The organism is Stenotrophobium rhamnosiphilum (genome assembly GCF_003052265.1).
Taxonomy (GTDB): Bacteria; Pseudomonadota; Gammaproteobacteria; order Nevskiales; family Nevskiaceae; genus Stenotrophobium; species Stenotrophobium rhamnosiphilum.
Map to the genome: position 1 here is coordinate 87,127 of NZ_QANS01000007.1, position 20,535 is coordinate 107,661.

A 20,535-nucleotide genomic window follows, 5' to 3' on the forward strand; every position below is an offset into this window, starting at 1 on the left:
GAATAGAGAACGCTGAATGTCTGCAATGCGCGGAATCAAAGTGCTGGAGTTGTCAGAGAACGTCAGCGGTGAATACTGCGGCAAGCTCCTGTCTGACTTTGGCGCTGAAGTGATCAAGCTAGAGAGGCCGGGCATAGGTAGCCCGACTCGGCAGCTTGGTCCATTTTCCGAAAAGGGTGACGACAACGAACGCAGTGGACTCTTCGCTTACCTCAACACCAACAAGCGTTCTGTTGCGCTTGATGTGACAACGGCTGCAGGCTCCGTCGCGTTGCAAAAATTACTAAGTCATGTCGATGTCGTGATTGATGATCATGCTTCGGGCTGGCTCAAGCGTATCGGCCTTGACCCCGAGACGCTGGATGAAAACTGGCCGAAGCTGGTGTTGTGCTCGATTACGTCATTCGGCCAATCACCACCAGAAGATCGTCTGCACGCTGAAGACCTCACTGTGTTTCAGGCCAGCGGTTTGGGCTATCACACGCCAAGCGGTTCACCTGACGACATGCCGCCGCTCAAAGGTGCAGGACGTTTTCTCACCAGTTACGAAGCAGGTTTGGATGCCGCACTGTGCATCAGCGCCTCGCTGTATGAGCGTGAAGTATCCCAGCGAGGCCGCTTCATCGACATCTCCAAGCAGCAAGTTCTCGCTTCGCGTCTCGACTATGTACTGGGGCAGATGGTCGCAGGCGATATGGATGTCAGCACCAATCGCACGCAATTTGATTTGTTTGGTCCCGCAGGCATCTTCCGTTGTCGCGATGGCTTTGCCTACATATGGATGTCCGCGCCTTCGCATTGGGATGGTCTGCGAAAATTGCTCGGCGATCCTGAATGGATGAACACATTTCCGGAGCGTTGGCTTGAACGTGAATGCACGCCTGAGCGTGTGAAGTTGTGCCGGCAGTACATTGCGGAATGGCTCGCGACGCAGGAGAAAGAGAAGGTTGCAGCAGAGGCGCAGAAACTTGGTTTGATTCTAGTTGCGGTGAATAACGCAGAAGATCTCAAAGCTTCGCCGCAATATGCTTTCCGTAAATTTTTTGCTGAAGTGAATCATCCAGTGCTGGGCGCAACGCTGCACCCAACCGTGCCTTACAAGTTGAGTGCGACACCAGCGCTGATCACGATGTCTGCGCCATTGTTGGGTCAGCACACTTCGCTCCTAGGAGAGCAGCCGTGACACAGCGCATGCGTGGTGGTCCGCTTGAAGGTGTGCGAGTCGTAGAGCTGACCAAGGTCTGGGCGGGCCCTTATGTTGGCAAGCTTCTCGCATTTCTTGGCGCAGAAGTGATTCGTATCGAAAGTCTTGATTCACTGGACGTCACTCGCACGTATGGCGTCAAAGACATCAACAAAGCGCCAGGCTTCCAAGCGGTGAATCCGCAGAAGCTCAGTGTGCAAGTGGATATGAAGAAACCGGAAGGCATCAAGTTGGTGCTCGACCTTCTTAGTAAATCCGATGTAGTCGTTGAAAATCTCCGCCCTGGTGCTGTGAAGCGTTTGGGTCTCGGTTACGACGTCGTCAAAGCCGCAAAGCCCGATATCGTTTTCGTCTCAATGGGCATGTATGGCAGCGAAGGTCCGCTGAGTTATCAGACCGGCTATGCGCCATGTTTTGCTGCGCTGGGCGGCTTGAGTTTGCTCGTGGGTCACGAAGGTAGTGCTCCGGGTGCGATGAATATTCGTTACGCCGATTCAACCTTTGGCGCTGCTGCAGCTTTTGCCACGGTTACGGCGCTGTTGCATCGTCGCCGAACGGGAGAAGGCCAGTTCATTGACGTCTCTGCTGTCGAGAGCATGACCAGCATGATCGGAGACACGATCATGGATTTCTCTCTCAATGGTGTCGTTCACGAATGCGACGGCAACCTGCACGCTGAGATGGCGCCGCACGGCGTTTATCGCTGCGCAAATAACGAATGGCTCAGCATCGCTGTTTCTTCGGAAGAGGCCTGGCGCAGCATGGCCAAAGTGATGGGGCAGTCCGACAACGCTTTGTTCAGCACGCATGCTCATCGCAAAGCCAACGAAGCCGCATTGAATCAGGCCGTTTCCGCATGGACTGCAGATCGCGATGTGCACGAATTGGTCGAGCTGTTGCAGCAGAATGGCGTGGCCGCAGCCAAGAGCCAAAGCTCGGTTGATTTGGTTGCTGATCCGCACCTGTGGAGTCGCGGGTTCTATCGCGAAGTGACGGATAAGACGGGCCAAACCAAGAACATCATCGGGCCGTCATGGAAGATGTCGCGAGATGCCGAGATCACCAACGCTGCACCGCAGTTGGGTGAGCACAATGCCTATGTGTTTGGGGAGCTTTTGGGGCTGTCTGTTGAGCAGCAGAAGCAGTTCGCGGATTCGGGCGTTACTCGGTAAGCAAATACGACGTCATTCCCGCGTAGGCGGGAATCCAGTTCTCGCTGTACTTGATTCAAAAGCAACACTGGATCCCCGCCTGCGCGGTGATGACACATAACAAAACCGCGTCAAATCGGTACACCCTCCGCCCTCTGTACACCCCTCTATTTTGCTGATGCGCCAAATGTCGACATGCCCGCGCTATCTGCGGGGACTGGGGGTAGGTAGGCCGATACGATCAACTCAGCTAGAGATCGAACTTGCCTTCGTGGCAAGGGACAGACAGCAAGATGATCCGGAGGGTGAGCTGATGGAAACGCTATTTACATTCGACAAGAGAAATTATCTCGACTGTCAGAATAGTTTTCGCGGGCCAAGAAATCGGGAGTACTACTCGGGTGATTATTCAATCGACCCGGGTTCAGTGATTGAAGTGCGCGCTGAGCGCAAAGCCGTGGGCTCTTGCTCCATCATTCGCCTGCGCTCAAAAACCACGCTGCACTTCAAACGCACTTGGGCCCACATTCGTGAAGATGCAACGGATGTCGCCGTGCTGTGGTTTGTTAAGCGAGGCCGTTTATCGGTGTCGCATCAAACCGGTCAGAGCGTTGCCAATCCCGGTGACTTTCTTGTCACCAAGTCGATGACGCCATTCTCCATCGATTGCCAGCCCGGCGATGACACTGTTCATGAAGTGTTGCATGTGATCGTGCCAATGCATGTGCTGCGCGGTTTGCTTTCACAAGATATTCAGACTGGATTTTGCGTATCAGCCGGTGGGCGAAAGTTCGCTATTGCAGAACGCATTCTCAGCGACATCTTCGAAGATGCTGGTGAGTTGAAAGATCACGTCATGCAGCTTTTGCTCGACAGTGCGTTGAGCGTTCTCAGTGACGCCATCAAAGATCACGAATCCTGCGCACCTCAGCGTCAAACACTTTCTGATAAGCGTCTTAGCGATGTGCTGCGCTTTATCGAGATTCACCTTTCAGATCCCAAGCTCAGCATCGCGACGGTCGCCAAAAGCTGCGGAATCTCATCGCGCTATTTGTCGTTGCTGCTCAAGCTCCATGGCACGCCATTCTCGACCTTGATCTGGGACAAGCGTTTGCAGGCTGCGCAGCAATGGCTTTCTTCATCGAAGGCGATCGAAGCATCAGTGAGCGAAATCGCATATCGCGTTGGCTTCAAAAGCGCAGCGCATTTCAGTCGCATGTTTAAACAAAAATTCAGAGTTAGTCCGCGCCAATATCGGACGCCTGAATTGCAATCACCACCTCAAGCGCTACGCGAACAGAAAGCCATCGTCGCGGATGGCGGTTTGTCACGGCATTAAATAATAAAGAGCAAGAAACATGGAAGCAGGCCAAGTCGAAGCAGCGCAGAAAACAGGCAAGTGCCCTATGGGGCATGGCAGTGCCTCACTCGCCGGTGTGTCGATGACCGACCCGCAGGTGATGGCGGCTCCCGGCCCGTTCTATCAGGCGTTGCGCAAAGACAGTCCGGTGCATTACGACGCCAAGCTCAATATGTGGTTGGTCTCGCGCTATGACGATATCGTCACCGTGCTGCGCGATCCGTTGACCTATTCCGACAAGCACGGCTACGCAGCGCAATACGCCAGCGGTTTCTTCGAAGAGTTCAAGCAAATTCTTGAGCGCGATGGCGGTGGGTTTTTCCCGGACGTCATCAAGGACGATCCCCCAGCGCACACGCGTGTACGTCGCTTGATGGACAAGGCGTTCACTGCGCATCGCGTTGCAACGCTGGAGCCGCAGATCACTGCGCTCGTGAACAAGTTGATCGATCAACTAGTCGCCAAGGCTGGCGATGGACAGGTTGTTGATGGCGTCAACGATTTCGCAATTCCGCTGACCATCGCAGTGATCTGCGAGCAGCTCGGCTTCGGCCAACTCAGTGCTGACAAGGTCAAGGCCTGGTCGCAGGCCGTCACCGCGCAAATCGGTCGCATGCAGAATCGTGAGCAGATGCTTGCTAACGCTGCACAGATTTGTGATCTGCAGAACTTCATCATCGCCGAGATGCGCGCTCGTGAAGCGCAGCCGCGCGAAGACATGGTTTCTGACTTGGTTCATGCGCAGACCGAAGACGGCAAGTTAGAGTTCGGCGAAGCGGTGTCGTTGGTGCGCGCCATGATCATCGCCGGTAACGACACAACAGCAAGCGCGATCGGCAATCTGATCTACGTGCTGGCAACCCAGCCTGAGGTCGCCAAGACCTTGCAGGAATCGGTCGACGATGATCGTCTGCTGAACCGATTCGTCGAAGAGCTACTGCGCATCGAGCCGCCGGTCCGCGCGCTAGCGAAGATGACGACGAAAGAAGTTGAACTCGGCGGCCAGAAGCTGCCGGAGCACGCGCACGTGATGGTGCTGTACGCCTCGGGCAACGACGACGAGACCCAGTTTGAGTGTCCGCGTAATTTCGATCTGAACCGTACGAATCTCGGCAAGCACGTTGCGTTCGGCGTCGGCGTACATCGCTGCATCGGCGCCTCGCTGTCGCGCATGGAAATCAAGGTCGTTGCACGCGAAGTCGTGCGTCGTCTCGGCGACATCAAGCTGGCGATCCCGGTTGACCAGATCACCTATGCGCCGACCGTCGCAGTCCGCACGATCGAGCGCTTGCCCATCACCTTCACGCGTCGAGGCTGATATGGCGCAGGAACTGGCAGGCAAGGTCGCCATCATCACCGGCGGTGCCAGCGGCATTGGCCGTGCGACCGTTGAACTGTTTGTGAAAGAAGGCGCCAAGGTTGTTCTGGCCGACATCGACGCAACGCAGGGTGAAGCGCTCGCTGCGCAGCTCGGTACTTCCGTGCGCTTCAAGCGTTGCGATGTTGGCGATGCAACGCAGATTCAAGAATTGGTTGAGTTTGCCATAAGCACTTTTGGCGGCCTGCACATCATGTTCAACAACGCCGGCATCTCCGGCGCGATGCACGCACGCTTTCTTGATGACGATCTCAAAGACTTCCAGAAAGTCATCGGCATCAATCTTTACGGTTCGATGATTGGTGCTCAGTGCGCAGCGCGCCATATGTCGAAGAACGGCGGTGGCGTCATCATCAACAACGCGTCCATCGCGGGAATTCTCGCAGGGCAGGCGTTGATTACTTATCGCACCAGCAAAGCGGCGCTGATTCATTTCAGCAAGTCGATTGCAATTGATCTGGCTGAGTACGGCATTCGCGTAATCTGTCTTGCGCCTGGACACATCCGCACGCCACTCACTTCGTTTGCACCGCCGGGCACCAGTCCAGAAGTTGCGGAACGAGTGAAGAAGGCCGTTGGTGATGTGTTCGATTCCAACCAACCGCTCAAGCGTCAGGGCAGTCCGGAAGACGTTGCCAACGCCGTGCTGTTTATCGCCAGCGACAAGGCCGCGCAGATCACCGGCATCGTCATGCCTATCGACGGCGGCATCACCACCGGCGATCCGGTGAATCATTTAAACGACATCATGGCCGCGCGCACAAAAGCGCTGGCTCAATAAAGAACACTAAATTGTTCCCTCTCCCCGCGTGCGGGGAGAGGGTTAGGGTGAGGGGCCGCTGGCAAGTGGCACGCCATTTTCAGAAACCCCTCATCCCAACCTTTTCCCCGCACGCGGGGAGAAGGAGTTTAAAGACAAGAAGGAGAAAAGCGGCATGGGAGTCAAGGTAACTTTTGTTCAGGCCGACGGCGTCGAGAAAACATTCGACGATGTTGCGACCGGACAATCGCTGATGGAAGTCGGCCGCTTCAACAACGTTGAAGGAATCATGGGTGATTGCGGTGGTAGCTGTGCTTGCGCCACTTGCCATGTCTACGTGACACCCGAGTGGCAAGCCGCGGTTGGTCCAGCGGACGACATCGAAGTTGCAACGCTCGACATGGTCTCGGATCTGTTCAAGAGCAATAGCCGTTTGTGTTGCCAGATTCAGCTTCGTGAAGAGTTGAATGGTATTCGTGTTGTTGTTGCGCCTAGTTTGTGATCGTCATGCCCGCGAAGGCGGGCATCCAGTTCTTGACACTTTCAGGTAGCGAGAAAAACTGGATTCCCGCCTTCGCGGGAATGACAAGAGAAAATCATTAAGGAAAATGCGATGAGCACCCCTGAAACCTATGACGTCGTTGTAATCGGATCCGGCGCAGCCGGTGCCACTGCTGCGTTACGTGCAGCAGAGCGTGGCCTGTCCGTACTCATCGTTGAGAAAGCACACAAGTTCGGCGGTACCTCGGCGGCATCGGGCGGTGTGATCTGGGTGCCCAATCATCAGTTCACGCCTAATGACGACAGCCGTGAGAAATCGCTGGCCTATCTCGACGCGCTGATCAAGAAGCCTGTAAAGCGTGATCGTCTTGAGGCTTATGTCGATCAAGCGCCAGAGATGCTGCGCTTCGTCAAGTCGATGGGCGTGCCGGTCTCGCCCGCACCTTATTACCCAGATTATTTCCCAACCGCACCGAATGCACGTGTCGATCGCTCGGTCATCTGCGAGACCTTCGACGGTCAACTACTCGGCCCGCGCTTCCCGCTGATGCGCGAGCAGTACGCGCGCTTCAAGATTCTCAATCGTTATGCGATGGACGTCATGCAGTTCTTCGCGATCTCGACGCGCGGTCCGGGCTGGATCAAAACATTCCTGAAGATGGCTTGGACCTACTGGTCCGATCTCTCGACGCGCCTGCTGACGAAACGTGACCGCCGCTTTACCCAAGGCGCTGCGCTGATGGGCCATCTGTATAAGCAAATCTTTGATCGCAAGGTCGAAGTGCGTTTAGCAACCAAGCTCGACGACTTGATCGTCACCGATGGCAAAGTCAGCGCCGTAACGGTGAACAGCTACGGTCGTCGCTACAACATCAACGCGCGTCATGGCGTCGTGCTTGCAGCCGGTGGTTTCGAATGGAATCAGGAACTGCGTGATCGTTATTTCACCGTGCCAGGCCTGACGCGTCACAGCTCGACGCCAGAGGACGCAAATCGTGGCGAAGCACTGATAGCGGGTTTGAAGGTTGGCGCAGATGTCGAACACACCGAAAGCGCTTGGTGGATTCCGACCATGCACATCCCGATGGAGAGTCGCTCGAACTTCGAAGACATCGTGCAGGCGGCGTTCGACGTGGGCCGCCCGCACAGCGTCTGCGTGAATCGCAATGGGCATCGCTTCGTCAACGAAGCAGGCAGCTACGATGAGTTCGGTGCAGCCATGGTTGCTGACCAGGTCAAGACCGGCGCCAACACGCCATGCTGGCTGGTGTTTGACGCAACGTTCCGTCAGAAATTCACCGCTGGCGGCATCATGCCGACGATTCTGATGCCAGATCGCAGCATTCCGCCAGATTGGTGGGATCAATATATTTTCCGCGCCGATACGCTGGATGCGCTCGCAGCGAAAATCCATGTGCCGACAGCAGCGTTGAAGAAAACCGTCGACGACATGAACCAGTACGCAGCAAGCGGCGTTGATCCACAGTTCAGCCGTGGCGCAAATCCTTACGACCAGATGTTTGGTGATGCCAACGTCAAACCGAATCCTTGCCTCGGCCCGATTGGCAACGCCCCTTATTACGCAGTCGCAATCAATCTCGGCGATCTCGGCACCAAGGGCGGCCTCAAGTGCGATGCGCAGGCACGCGTGCTTGATGCCAGCGACAAACCAATTCCGCATCTGTATGCCGCTGGCAACAACTCGGCGAGCCCGTTCGGCAATCTGTATCCGGGTGCTGGTGGGACTATTGGGCCGGGCATGACGTTTGGTTATGTTGCGGCGAATGACATCGCGGCGCGTGCTGGCAAGGTCTAATTGATTGTAGGAGCGCCTCTTAGGCGCGATTAGCGCCATCGCGCCTAAGAGGCGCTCCTACTGAGGACAATTCCGTGAGCAATTCTCCGACCAAAGCTCCCCGCAAACGCATGGCGTTCTTTTACGCCAAGGACGCGGTCACGCTCGGCCCGGAGACGATGTCACGCGAAGCCATGAGCGAGTCCGCGCTCGCAGGCCTCGCCAAAGTTACCGAAACCAAAACGCCGATAGGCCTTGGCGAAAAGAGCCTGCTGCTATTCAAGGAGCCGGGCGAGAAGGGCATGAGCCTGGTGTATCTCTGGCTCAAGAGCGGCTACGTTTTGCCGCCTCACAGTCATGACGGCGACTGCCTCTACTACGTCGTCGGTGGTGAGCTGCACATCGGCGCAAAAGTTCTGCGCAAGGGCGATGGCATGTTCATCCCTGCCGATGCCGCCTACACCTATCACGCTGGCGAGGAGGGCGTCGAAGTGCTCGAATTCCGCAATGCCACCCACTTCAATATTGCCCTCAAAGGCAATGAAGGTGGTCTCTGGGACCACTTAGCTACAGCGTTTCGTGAGCGGGCCGTAGTATGGGAAACTGAAACAGTGCCTCCCTCTGCAAGGAAGTAATCATGTCGTCTGAAAAGGTGCCCGCCTACAAAACCCTCTTGCTCACGCGCAAGAATCGTTTGCTGACGATCATGCTCAATCGTCCGGATGCGCTCAACTCCGTTAACCTCGCGATGCATGAAGAGCTGGCAGAAGTCTTCGTCTTCGCCGCTGCAGATCCGCACTCCGATGTCATCGTGCTCACTGGCGCAGGCCGTGCATTCTCCGCTGGCGGTGATCTCGATCATGTGAAGCACAACGCTGAAAACCCACATTTGTTTGACGAAGAAGTGCGAATCGCTAAGCGCATCGTCTTCGCGATTCTTGATCTTGATAAACCACTGATCTGCCGCCTCAACGGCCACGCTGTTGGCTTGGGCGCAACGCTTGCGCTGTTCTGCGATGTGATCTTCGCTGCAGACAGCGCCAAGATTGGCGACCCGCATGTCGCGATTGGTTTGGTTGCAGGTGATGGCGGTGCGGTGATCTGGCCGCAGCGCATTGGTCTATGCAAAGCCAAAGAATATTTGTTGACCGGTGAATTGATCCCTGCAAAGAAAGCCGAAGAGATTGGCTTGATCAATCACAGCTTGCCAATCGCAGAACTCGACGCAGCAGTGGATGCTTTCGCCGAGCGTCTGCTCGCAGGTTCAAGAAACGCCATCCGTTGGACCAAGGTTTTGCTCAATCTCGAACTCAAGCGCGTCGCCACCGCCGTTATTGATACAGGCATTGCGTATGAGGCCGTGAGCCAGCGTTCGCCAGATCACCGCGAAGGCGTTCAGGCGCTAATCGAAAAACGTAAGCCGGTTTTCGGGCGCGAGTAGGCTTCATCGTTCAGCGATGAGTCAGCGACATTACAAGATGATTGTCCTGAGTCGTCCCGCCGCAGGGCGTGAGGATGAGTACAACGACTGGTATCAGAACTTTCATTTGAGCCAGGTCGTCAATATCAGAGACATCAAGTCTGCGCAGCGCTTTCGTCTGGCTCGCAAGCTGGTAGAAGGCGAAGCGAGTCCTTACGCCGCTATTTACGAAATTGAAACAGATGATATCGATGCTGTTGTTGATGAGATTAAAGCTTTAGCAGGAACTGAGAGTCTCCAAATCTCTGATGCACTCGCAACTGATTTCACCAATGCAACCATCTACGAAGAATTTGGCGCTGTAGTGAGGAAACCTTGATGTCGCATTTAATGCTGTCCCGCAAAGGATCGAAGTGGTCGCGTCTTGTTCTGGCTTTGTCGCTGTGCGTTATGAGCAGCGTGAGCATTGCTGCAGACAAAGATTGGAAGGTACTCAAGTCTGCAAATGGCGTGGAAATTTCTTCCCGTCCCGCCGCAGGCTCGGCGATTGACCAGATTCGTTCCAGTACCAAGATCAAAGCCAGTCTCGATAGCGTCGTTGCACTGCTCCGAGATTATCCAGCGCGCCCACAGTGGGATTCCATGTGCGGTGAAATCAAAGTCATCAAACAAGGCTCAGCGAGCGAGACGGTCTACGTCCACAACAAACTGCCATGGCCAGTCACTGATCGTGATCTGGTGATGAGTGTTGAATGGAAGCAGGACCCGACCACGGGCGTTGTCACCATGAATGCGGTGGGTGTGCCAGATGCCGTTCCGCTTCGCGATGGTCGCGTTCGTATGTCCAAGTTCACCAACGTTTGGACGCTCACTCCTATGGAGGGTGGCATCATCGACGTTGAAAGCATTGCACATGCCGATCCAGGTGGTCCGATGCCAACGTGGATGATTAACAAGCTTTCAGCTGATGCGCCTTTGGAAGCGATGACAAAGATCAAAGCCATCGCGGCGAATGGGCACAACGCCAAGAGTGCTACGGCGTTCATGACCAAGCATTAATAAGCGATCCGTCATTCCCGCCTTCGCGGGAATGACGGCGGTGTAGCCCGGGTGCAACCCGGGGCTTTTGATTTGAATGCGCAACCCCGGGTTTCACCCGGGCTACAGTTACGCGGCAATACTCGGCAAGCGACGCTGAATAATCTCAGTCGCTTCGCGCGCGATACGGCCCATAAGTTCCGCAACCGTCGGCACATCACGAATCAAACCCTGCACCTGTCCGGCCCAAACCAGGCCTGCATCAACATTGCCGGTCTCGAGCGCCACGCGACCATCTGCGCCCTTCACCAGATGCGCCACATCTTCAAACTTCGCACCCGGCTGCTTGAGAATCTCAACGACCTTGTCCGAAACACTGTTCTTGCCAACGCGACCCGTGTTGCGCAGTGAACGGAAGATCAGATTCGTTGCACGCTCATCATTGTCGACCATCATCTGTTTCACATTCTGATGAATCGGCGCTTCAACCGTCGCGCAGAAGCGTGTGCCCATGTTGATGCCGTCGGCACCGAGAGCCAGCGCAGCGACCAGACCACGGCCATCGCCGAAGCCACCTGAAGCGAGCATCGGCACTTTTACTTTGTCGGCGGCAGCAGGGATCAAAACAAGTCCAGGAATATCGTCTTCACCGGGATGCCCCGCACACTCAAAGCCGTCAATCGAAATCGCATCAACGCCCATACGTTCAGAAGAAAGCGCATGACGAACCGCCGTGCACTTATGCACGACGATGATGCCGTGCTGTTTGAAGTGCGCGACATGTTCTTGCGGATTGTGGCCAGCGGTTTCAACAATCTTCACGCCGCTATCGATGATGGCCTGACGGTACTCAGCGTACGGCGGTGGTTTCACCGAAGGCAGAATCGTTAGATTCACGCCGAACGGTTTATTGGTCAGCGAACGGCAGCGTGCGATTTCTTCGCGCAACGCTTCAGGTGTTGGTTGTGTCAGCGCCGTGATGATGCCGAGGCCGCCGGCGTTGGAAACTGCAGCGGCAAGTTCAGCGCGACCCACCCACATCATGCCGCCTTGGACGATGGGGAGATCGATATCGAGTAGTTCGGTGATGCGGGTTTTGAGTTTCATGGTGAGAGTTCTTCTTTAACTCCCTCTCCCCACGAATGTGGGGAGAGGGTTGGGGTGAGGGGTGCTGGGAAAAGGGAGCGCCATTTGCTGGCGCCCCTCACCCTAGCCCTCTCCCCGCAGGCGGGGAGAGGGGACAAGTATTTCTAGAGAGACCGCGCAATAACCATCCGCTGAATATCCGAAGTGCCTTCATAAATCTGACTCACGCGCACATCGCGATAAATCTTGGCTAGACCAAACTCTTCGAGATAGCCGTAACCGCCGAGGGTCTGAATTGCGCCAGAGCAAACCGCCTCAGCCGTTTCAGAAGCAACCAGCTTGGCCATCGATGCTTCCTTCAAACAAGGCAGCCCTGCATCTTTCACGCTAGCCGCATGCAGCACCAACTGGCGCGCAGCTTCGAGTCTTGAAGCGAGATCAGCGAGGCGAAAGCCAACAGCCTGATGCTCGATGATCAGCTTGCCCATCGATCGACGTTCCTTCGCATAACCGGCTGCAATCTCCAGCGCGGCACGTGCCATGCCGATGGATTGTGCGGCGATACCAATGCGGCCTGCTTCGAGGTTGGATAGCGCCATGCTGTAACCACGGCCTTCGCCGCCGAGGAGCAGGGCATCTTCAATAAACAGATCTTCGAAACGCAGGCTGCAAGTGTCAGACGCCAATTGTCCGAGCTTGTGCTCCACCTTATCGACGAAATATCCCTTGCGATCGGTCGGTACGATAAATCCGGAAATACCTTTCTTGCCCGCAGCAGGATCAGTCACGGCATAAACCATCGTGATGCCTGCGATCTTGCCAGAGGTAATGAACTGCTTGGTGCCGTTGAGCAGATAACCGCCGTCGACTTTCGTTGCACGTGTGCGAATCGCTGAGGCGTCTGAGCCTGCGTCAGTTTCAGTCAATGCGAAGGCGCCAATCATGCGGCCAGCAATCAGCTCGGGTAGATAGCGCGCTTGCTGTTCGGGTGTGCCGTCTTTGAGCAAGCCAGAAACGATAAGACTGTTCTGAATCGACAAGATGGTTGAGAGCGCGCCGTCTGCCGCAGCAATCTCCATCAACGCTAGCGCATAAGAAACGTAATCTGCGCCTGTGCCGCCCTTGTCTTCCGGTGCGGTCATGCCCATCAAGCCGAGTTCTGCTAGCTCTTCAAAGAGCGAAGACGGATAGCAGCGATCGGCTTCAAACTTCTGAGCGTGCGGACGAATACGTTCTTGCGCGAACTCGCGCACGCTGTCGGTGATCGCCTGTTGGGTCGCGTTGAGTAGCATCTTTAAATTCCTTCAGGCTGCGCGAGCACGTGGTTGCGCAGCAATCTTTTCGAATGTGTCGAGAAGAGACTTCAGCTTGATTTCATACTTCTCGACGGCAGCGTCTTTGACCAGACCATAACCGCCGATTTCGCCCGCAGCGCGGGCAATCTCGATCCCAGTGCCGATCGTCGCCTCATCCAATTTCGGAACAAGGCTGGTCACCAGCGTACGGTAGTCAGAAATCAAGCGACGTTCCAGACGACGCTCTGGAAAGTACCCGAACGGATCAAACACAGTGCCGCGCAAGGCTTTTAGCTTGGCCAACATTCTGAACGCAGGGAGCATCCACGGGCCAAAGCTACGTTTCTTCGGGCGACCTGTTGAGTCCTTGCCCGGCAGCATTGGCGGGGCGAGGCTGAAGCGGAGTTTGAAATCACCGCTGAACTGTTCGCGCAAACGCTCCATGAACTTCGGGTCGGCATACAGGCGCGCAACTTCGTACTCGTCCTTGTAGGCCATCAGGCGCGCCAACGAGAGCGCCACTTCACGAACGAAAGCTTCGCCATCTTTTAATTTCAGTGCAGAAACTTGCGAGCGCAGATCACCAATGAAGCTGCGATAGCCTTCGGCATAGTCAGCGTTCTGATACGAGGTGAGCAGGCGAGTGCGGCTGGCGAGTACGTCATCGACAGTGACGAGTGGAGCGATCACCGTCTTCTCTTCAAGCTCGCGTGCCAGTTCTGCAGGCGCATGTGCAGCAAGACGACCGAGTGCAAAGGTGCGCAGATTGCCTTCAACAAAAGTACCGTTGAGACGGATCGCCTGCTCAATCGATGCAACCGAAATCGGGATCAAACCTTTCTGCACCGCATAACCCAGCATCAGAATATTGGTGCCGATGCTGTCGCCAGTGAGATCAGTTGCAAGCTTGCTGGCGTTCAGCTCATACAGCGGCGCGCCATCAATCGCGTTGAGAACCGCGCTGCGCATGCGGCCTTCGCCGAGATCAATGTTCTTGTTGCTTTGGAAATCGCCTGTGGGTGCGACGTCCGTGTTGAGAATCGCAACAGTGCGGCCAGGGCGTACAGTTTTCAGAACCGGCGCGCCAGAAGCCACAATCATGTCGCAACCAATCAACACATCGGTCATGCCTTCGCTGAGGCGTGAGGTGAAGATGCCTTCGGGTGTGCGACCAATGCGGATATGACTGGTGACCGCGCCACCTTTCTGCGCCATGCCGGTCAGATCAAGAATCGTGCAGCCCTTGGCATCAAGATGCGCCGCCATGCCGAGCAGTGCGCCAATCGTCAGCACGCCGGTGCCGCCGATGCCACCGACGAGAATATTGCAGCCTTGTTCGTCCAGTGTCGCAACGACAGGTACTGGCAGTGATGCGATCAGTTGTTGCAAGCGAGTCGGATCGCCGCTAGAACGCACCGCGATCTTTGCACCAGTCACCGTGACGAACGAAGGGCAGAAGCCTTTCACGCAGCTGTAATCCTTATTGCAAGACGACTGATCAATCTTGCGCTTGCGTCCGAACTCGGTTTCCACCGGCAGCACGCTCAAGCAATTCGATTGCACCGAGCAATCACCACAGCCTTCGCAAACTGCTGTGTTGATGAAGACGCGCGTGTTCGGATCTTCCAACAATCCACGTTTGCGGCGTCGACGTTTTTCAGCCGCACAGGTTTGTTCGTAAACAATGCCTGAAACGCCTTTGACCAATTGCAGTGCGCGCTGAACAGCATCGAGATCATCGCGGTGATGAACCGTGACGCCTTCAGGCACGCCTGCATTGATGTAGTGATCCGGATTGTCCGTCACCAGCTTCACCGGCTTCACGCCTTCGGCAAGCAACTGCTTGACCATGCCGATCGGCGACATCATCGATTCCACTGGCTGACCACCGGTCATCGCCACCGCATCGTTGTAGAGCAGCTTGTAAGTGAGATTGGCTTTAGATGCGACCGCAGCACGGATCGCGAGAACACCGGAGTGCGAGTACGTGCCATCGCCCATGTTTTGAAACACATGCGGTCTGTCGACATACTGACTCACCGATAACCACGGCGAGCCTTCATGTCCCATCGGCACGAACTGCATGGTGTTGCGATCCATCACTACCGCAGCAAGGCCATGGCAGCCGATGCCGCCGAGTGCGAGTGCGCCATCTGGAATCTTGGTGCTGGTGTTATGCGGGCAACCCGAGCAGAAGAATGCGGGGCGCGTGGTGCCACTGCCTGCGCTCAGCGCACGCGTTTCGAGTTCGCGATAGCCATTGATATGCGTCTGCACATGCTCGTCGTGAATGCCGAGCTGTTCGAGCAGCGTGCTAATTGCGAGGCGCACATGCGAGCCGGAGAGTTCGCCAGTGGAAGGCAACAGCGCGTCACCGTTCAGATCCTGCTTGCCCGCAAGAGCAGGGCGTTGATCCGAAGACACGGCGTAGAGATGACGCGCGATCTGGTCTTCCATCACCGGTCGCTTTTCTTCTACGACGAGCACCGCCTTGCTGCCCTGTGCAAATTCTGTGAGACGCACCTTGTCCATCGGCCATATCAAGCCCGGCTTGTAGACGCGGATGCCAAGGCGTCGGCAAGTTTCTTCATCAAGCGCGAGGTCAGCGAGTGCCTGACGCACATCGAGATACGCTTTGCCAGCGGTGACGATGGAAAGCGTGCGGCGCTCGCCATCAATCACAACGCGGTCAATTCCATTCGCGCGTGCAAAGGCGGTCGCTGCAGGCAGGCGCTTGTTGACGAGGGAATCTTCTTCAACCAGCGGTGGCTGGTTCTGTTTCAAACTGACGCCGCCTGCGGGCAACTGATAATCCGTAGGCGTTACGTATTCGCGATAGGGATCAGGCAATTCCGCCGAGGCGGAGAGATCCAGCGTATCGGTGATGCACTTTAGGCCGACATAGCAGCCGCTGTAGCGCGACATCGCAATGCCGAACAGGCCGTACTCCATGATCTCGCTGATCGTCGCTGGATACAGAATCGGCAACATCGCAGCGATCAGTGTGTGTTCGGATTGATGCGCGCTGTCAGAAGATTTGCCGCCGTGATCATCGCCGGCGATGGCGAGGAAACCGCCTTTCGCCGCGCTGCCTTCGAGATTGCCAAGCTTGAGTGATTCGCCAGCGCGATCAACGCCAATGCCTTTGCCATACCAAAGTCCGAAGATGCCTTCGAAATCCGACTTGCCATACCACGCGAGTTGCTGCGTGCCACGGATTGCGCTGACGGCCAGCTCTTCGTTGAGACCGGGCACAAAGCGGATGTCGTGCTCGTCGAGAAGTTTCTGCGCGCCCCACAGTGCGGAGTCGTAAACGCCAAGCGGTGAGCCGCGATAGCCGGAGATGTAGCCGGCTGTTTTCAAACCCGCTGCGCGGTCGCGTTTTGCTTGATCGAGAGGCAGGCGAACCAAAGCTTGATTCGACGAAATGAAAACGCGGCCGCTTTCTTGGCGGTACTTGTCGTCGAGCGTGGTGACAGACTTGGTCATTAGTACTCCTTCTCCCCGCGTGCGGGGAGAAGGTTGGGATGAGGGGTGTTTGGAAAGAGGCGCGCCATTTGCCAGAGCCCCTCACCCTGACCCTCTCCCCGTAAATGGGGAGAGGGAAATCTCGTTGCGAAGAGATTGCTCAAATTCATTTCCGCGTCGGCTCTCGATTCAAATTCGCCAACGGAAAATCACACTTCCCCTCAACCGTCTGCTGAATCTCAATCAAATTTCCCTCAGGGTCACGACCATAAATCGTTTTCACATGCCCCACATCAATTGGCCCCGGCTGCCCAAAGCTCATGCCCAGGCCCTTGAGCCGCTCGTACTCCTGCTCAATCTCGGTCACATCCACGCAAAAGTGCGTATAGCCCTTGTCGTAAGCATTGCGAGCTGTGGTCTCGCCCTTAGGGCGGATGTACTCGAACATTTCCAGATAGCAGGTGCCACAACGCAGCATCGCGCCGCGTGCTGCTGAATTTTGCACATCGACAATGCGGTCGATGAACTCGTTGCCGTCCCATTCAAAAGGCTCGCCGACCAGCTCAAAACCGAAGGCATCCTTGTAAAAACGGATCATTTTGTTGAGGTCGTGGACGTGTACCGCCACGTGGTGGATTCCCCTGATCATTCGAATTTATCTCCCCGCATGGATTAACCACCCGTAACAAAGGCTTAGGGCGAGTCTATCGACGCACAGAAGTGGCATGAAGACGTTGGCCTTAGCAGGCAAATGCGTCTGCGCTCGTAGTCATTCGGGGCCGGGAGGGGAAAGCCATAATCCAAGCAGGCAGCAACCATAGCTGCGTGGAGACGGGTGCATGAGCAAAACACTGTTTGTCGGTGCAAAAATCTGGGACGCCACCGGCGCCGCGCCTTACTTGGGCGACGTGCTCGTCGAGGGCAACCGCATCAGCGCCGTCGCCAAAGGCGCAGGCAAATTGCCGCAGGCCGACTGCCAGGTGATCGACGCCAAAGGCATGTTCCTGATGCCGGGCATGACCGAAGGCCACGCGCACCTATCGTTTGAAGCCGTTACCGCGACGGAAGATCTCATCACGCCGTCGCCAGAAGCGCACACGCTACTTACCGCACGCGTCGCCAAAGTGTTACTCGACTACGGCTTCACCAGCGCATGGGGCGCATCAGAAGCCAAGCTGCGACTCGGCGTTGCCGTGCGTGATGCCGTCAACGCAGGTCTGTTGCCGGGCCCACGCATCCGCGCTGGTTCACTCGAAATTTCCGTCACTGGCGCGATGGGCGATGAGAGCCGCCAACACAATCCCCGCGTCGGCCCGTCGATCATCGTCGACGGCCCAGAAGAAATGCGTAAAGCCGTACGCATGTGCTGCCGCGAAGGCTGCGACAACATCAAGCTCGATGTCTCCGGCGATCCGTTCTACCCAAGCACGCCGGCGCACACCACGCCGATGGCGTATGAAGAAATCCTGATGGCGGTTGAAACCGCGCACGCTTACGGCCGCAAGGTCAACGCACACACGCGCTCCATCGGCGGCACGCAAGCTTGCGTACGCGCTGGTGTCGATGTTCTTTTCCACGTCGAATACTCCGACGAAAAAACCCTCGACATGCTGGAAGAAGCCAAAGACCGCGTCTTCGTCGTGCCCACCGTCAGCCTGTTCCACACCATCAACAACAACGAAGCCAAGAGCATTGGCCTCACCGCAGAAATCGGCGGCTACATGGGCATCCCCGGCCTGCTCGAAGAATCGGTAAAGACGCATACCGAACTGCGCAAGCGCGGCATCAAGCATCTCATCGGTGGTGACTACGGTTTCGCATGGAGCCGACAAGGAACCAACGCGCGTGATCTCCAATTCTTCGTTGATTACTACGGCTACACACCAGCAGAAGCATTGCAGTGCGCCACGCGTAACGGCGGTTTGCTGATGACCTACGGCAGCAGCGAGCGACAGGGCGAAATCACGCAAGGCCATCTCGCCGACTTGTTGTTGGTCGATGGTGATCCGCTCAGCGATCTCTCCGTGATGCTCGATGCCAAGCGCCTCGTTGTCATCATGAAGGATGGGCAAATTCACAAGAACGAAAGCGCCGCGCTGCAGCAGCGCGTCGCAGCCTAACTGTCATCCCGAGCGTAGAGAGGGATCTCGCTGTAACTCTTAGCGAAGAGATTCAAAGCAAGATTCCTCAATGCGTTCGGAATGACATGAAATTAATTGAAATGTTTTTTCTTGGAGTATCAAGATGAGCGACACAATCAAACTGGCCGACCTCAAGAAAGGCGAAGCCCGTTGCCCCGGCGCACCGAGCACGCAGGACATCATTGCGGCCGATAAGGTTGCGGCGCCAGGCTGGGTGCGTTCGGAGTCTTACCAGTTCCTTGGTGACGAAGACATTTCCAAAGATCGTTACATCGATCCCGCCTACGCCAAAAAAGAAATCACCAGTCTGTGGGCCAAGACCTGGCAGTTCGCCTGCCGCGAAGAGCACATCCCTTCAGTTGGCGATTATCACGTCTACGATCTCGGCCCTTACTCCTTCATCATCACGCGCGTTGCCGAGAACGACATTCGCGCTTACTACAACGCGTGTTTGCATCGCGGCACCAAGCTGCGTGCATCGGGCACTGAAGGCAATGCAGAAGAGTTCAAGTGCAGCTTCCACGGCTGGACCTGGAACATCGACGGCACGCATAAAGAAACGTTGTGCCCTTGGGATTTCCCCCACGTTGAATTCAAGAAACTCACGCTGCCAGAAGCCAAAGTCGAACGCCTCGGTGGTTTCGTCTTCATCAACATGGACAAGGACGCGCCAACGCTCGCTGAATATCTTGGCCCCGCCGCCAAGTCACACATCGACGCGTGGAAGCTGGAGAATCGCTACATCTATCTGCACGTCTCCAAGCGCCTGCCTTGCAACTGGAAGCTCGCCATCGATGCGTTCCTTGAGGCGTATCACGTTATCGAAACGCATCCACAGGTTGCGCCTTCGAACGGCGACGCTAACACGCAGTACGACGTTTATGGCGAGCATGTGAATCGCTTCATCTCGCCGCTCGGCGTGGTCAGTCCGCATCTTTACGGCAAGATCAGCGAGCAGGATGTTCTCAACCAATTTACCTTGGGTGACAGCAGCGCGATGGGCGATACCAAGCTCAGCGTCAAAGATGGCGGCACTGCACGCGCTGTAATGGCAGAGATGTTCCGCGGCATGTTTGAAAAGGCAACGAATACCGATCTTTCGAAAGTATCGGACTCCGAACTGCTCGACTGCTTCTCCTACACCGTATTCCCCAACATCTTCCTGTTCCCCGGCATTTCACTGCCGATGATTTATCGCTTCCGCCCTGATCCACGCGATCATCGCAAGTGCATTTACGAAGTCTTGTTCATGCGCCCGTTGCCACTCGACGGCAATCGCCCGATGCCAGCAGAACCGATCCATCTCGAAGATCACCAGTCGTTCTGCGAAGCCGAAGGCATGGACCCAGGCTTTGGCGCCATCCTCGATCAAGACACTGACAACCTCATCCTTCAGCAAGAAGGTTTGGAAGCCAGCGCCAAACCGGGCCTCACACTCGGCAACTATCAGGAAATCCGCGTGCGCCACTTTGAGCGTGCCGTTGATAAATACGTCAAGCCCAACAGTTGAGTTCACGTGAGTACAGAAACTAGTGCAGCGTCAGCACAATTTGAACGCGTCCTGAAACTTGCTGACCTGCCTGCAGGTAGCAAGAAGGCGGTTGAGATCAACGGCAAGTGCGTGTTGGTGTGCAACGTCAACAGCAAGTTGTTCGCCATCTCCAACATCTGCTCGCACAACGAGAAGCCACTGGAGCGTGGTCGCCTAGGCAACGGCTGGATTGCGTGTCCGACCCATGGCGCGCGTTTTGATCTGGCGACCGGTGCCGCGCTCAATCTACCTGCGAAACTTCCTGTCGCCACTTTTGAAGTGCGCACAACAGACGAGTGGATTGAAGTTCTAGTCTAAGAACGCAGTCTTCAATCCCCTCTCCCCGCGTGCGGGGAGAGGGCTAGGGTGAGGGGCTATACGCAACTGGCGCACCATTTCCAAACAGC

18 protein-coding genes are annotated in these 20,535 nt (G+C 56.0%); 14 read left to right on the top strand and 4 right to left on the bottom strand.

The window, feature by feature from the left end:
• Positions 1 to 16: 16 nt before the first annotated feature.
• The 11 genes from CJD38_RS16365 (at position 17) to CJD38_RS16415 (ending at position 10,628) form a co-directional block, all read left to right on the top strand.
• Complete coding sequence (locus tag CJD38_RS16365; protein ID WP_107941459.1) at positions 17 to 1,183, top strand: CaiB/BaiF CoA transferase family protein; 1,167 nt, start codon at positions 17 to 19, stop codon at positions 1,181 to 1,183.
• Entirely contained in the window at positions 1,180 to 2,376 is a 1,197-nt protein-coding gene (locus tag CJD38_RS16370; protein WP_206363043.1) for a CaiB/BaiF CoA transferase family protein, read from the top strand. The genes CJD38_RS16365 and CJD38_RS16370 overlap by 4 nt, the downstream gene beginning before the upstream one ends.
• A 292-nt stretch (positions 2,377 to 2,668) precedes the next feature.
• Positions 2,669 to 3,694: a helix-turn-helix domain-containing protein gene (locus CJD38_RS16375; RefSeq protein WP_206363044.1), complete on the top strand. Its 1,026-nt coding sequence runs from the start codon at positions 2,669 to 2,671 to the stop codon at positions 3,692 to 3,694.
• Between the two features lie 19 nt (positions 3,695 to 3,713).
• Complete coding sequence (locus tag CJD38_RS16380) at positions 3,714 to 5,033, top strand: cytochrome P450 (protein ID WP_206363045.1); 1,320 nt, start codon at positions 3,714 to 3,716, stop codon at positions 5,031 to 5,033.
• A 1-nt stretch (position 5,034) separates the two neighbouring features.
• Positions 5,035 to 5,874, top strand: a complete 840-nt coding sequence (locus CJD38_RS16385) for an SDR family NAD(P)-dependent oxidoreductase (protein WP_107941460.1) — start codon at positions 5,035 to 5,037, stop codon at positions 5,872 to 5,874.
• 154 nt (positions 5,875 to 6,028) lie between these two features.
• A complete protein-coding gene (locus CJD38_RS16390; RefSeq protein WP_107941461.1) occupies positions 6,029 to 6,355 on the top strand; it encodes a 2Fe-2S iron-sulfur cluster-binding protein in 327 nt (108 codons plus the stop codon).
• Positions 6,356 to 6,466: 111 nt separating this feature from the next.
• Positions 6,467 to 8,170, top strand: coding sequence for an FAD-dependent oxidoreductase (locus CJD38_RS16395; protein ID WP_107941462.1), 1,704 nt, complete (start codon positions 6,467 to 6,469; stop codon positions 8,168 to 8,170).
• 74 nt (positions 8,171 to 8,244) lie between these two features.
• The gene (locus CJD38_RS16400) at positions 8,245 to 8,784 is read left to right on the top strand and encodes a cupin domain-containing protein (protein WP_146166009.1); all 540 of its coding nucleotides are present in this window, start codon (positions 8,245 to 8,247) and stop codon (positions 8,782 to 8,784) included.
• 2 nt (positions 8,785 to 8,786) lie between these two features.
• A complete protein-coding gene (locus CJD38_RS16405) occupies positions 8,787 to 9,590 on the top strand; it encodes an enoyl-CoA hydratase/isomerase family protein (RefSeq protein WP_107941464.1) in 804 nt (267 codons plus the stop codon).
• A gap of 37 nt (positions 9,591 to 9,627) precedes the next feature.
• Entirely contained in the window at positions 9,628 to 9,948 is a 321-nt protein-coding gene (locus CJD38_RS16410; RefSeq protein WP_206363046.1) for a hypothetical protein, read from the top strand.
• Positions 9,948 to 10,628: an START domain-containing protein gene (locus tag CJD38_RS16415; RefSeq protein WP_107941465.1), complete on the top strand. Its 681-nt coding sequence runs from the start codon at positions 9,948 to 9,950 to the stop codon at positions 10,626 to 10,628. Before CJD38_RS16410 ends, CJD38_RS16415 begins: the two co-directional genes overlap by 1 nt.
• 108 nt (positions 10,629 to 10,736) lie before the next feature.
• On the opposite strand, the gene CJD38_RS16420 is transcribed toward CJD38_RS16415, so the two are convergent.
• From CJD38_RS16420 to CJD38_RS16435, 4 genes are all read right to left on the bottom strand, one after another.
• Complete coding sequence (locus CJD38_RS16420; protein ID WP_107941466.1) at positions 10,737 to 11,714, bottom strand: NAD(P)H-dependent flavin oxidoreductase; 978 nt, start codon at positions 11,712 to 11,714, stop codon at positions 10,737 to 10,739.
• 143 nt (positions 11,715 to 11,857) lie between these two features.
• Complete coding sequence (locus CJD38_RS16425; RefSeq protein ID WP_107941467.1) at positions 11,858 to 12,985, bottom strand: acyl-CoA dehydrogenase family protein; 1,128 nt, start codon at positions 12,983 to 12,985, stop codon at positions 11,858 to 11,860.
• A 12-nt stretch (positions 12,986 to 12,997) separates the two neighbouring features.
• Entirely contained in the window at positions 12,998 to 16,477 is a 3,480-nt protein-coding gene (locus CJD38_RS16430; protein ID WP_107941468.1) for an indolepyruvate ferredoxin oxidoreductase family protein, read from the bottom strand.
• A gap of 145 nt (positions 16,478 to 16,622) precedes the next feature.
• Positions 16,623 to 17,105 (bottom strand): VOC family protein, encoded by a 483-nt coding sequence (locus tag CJD38_RS16435; protein ID WP_107941469.1) that lies wholly within the window; start codon positions 17,103 to 17,105, stop codon positions 16,623 to 16,625.
• Positions 17,106 to 17,295: 190 nt separating this feature from the next.
• Between CJD38_RS16435 and CJD38_RS16440 the strand changes: the two genes are divergently transcribed.
• From CJD38_RS16440 to CJD38_RS16450, 3 genes are all read left to right on the top strand, one after another.
• Positions 17,296 to 18,576 carry an amidohydrolase family protein gene (locus CJD38_RS16440; RefSeq protein ID WP_107941470.1) on the top strand — a complete coding sequence of 427 codons (1,281 nt, stop codon included), beginning with the start codon at positions 17,296 to 17,298 and terminating at the stop codon, positions 18,574 to 18,576.
• Between the two features lie 124 nt (positions 18,577 to 18,700).
• Positions 18,701 to 20,107 (top strand): aromatic ring-hydroxylating oxygenase subunit alpha, encoded by a 1,407-nt coding sequence (locus CJD38_RS16445; protein ID WP_107941471.1) that lies wholly within the window; start codon positions 18,701 to 18,703, stop codon positions 20,105 to 20,107.
• 6 nt (positions 20,108 to 20,113) lie between these two features.
• Positions 20,114 to 20,446: a Rieske (2Fe-2S) protein gene (locus CJD38_RS16450; RefSeq protein WP_206363047.1), complete on the top strand. Its 333-nt coding sequence runs from the start codon at positions 20,114 to 20,116 to the stop codon at positions 20,444 to 20,446.
• Positions 20,447 to 20,535: the final 89 nt, after the last annotated feature.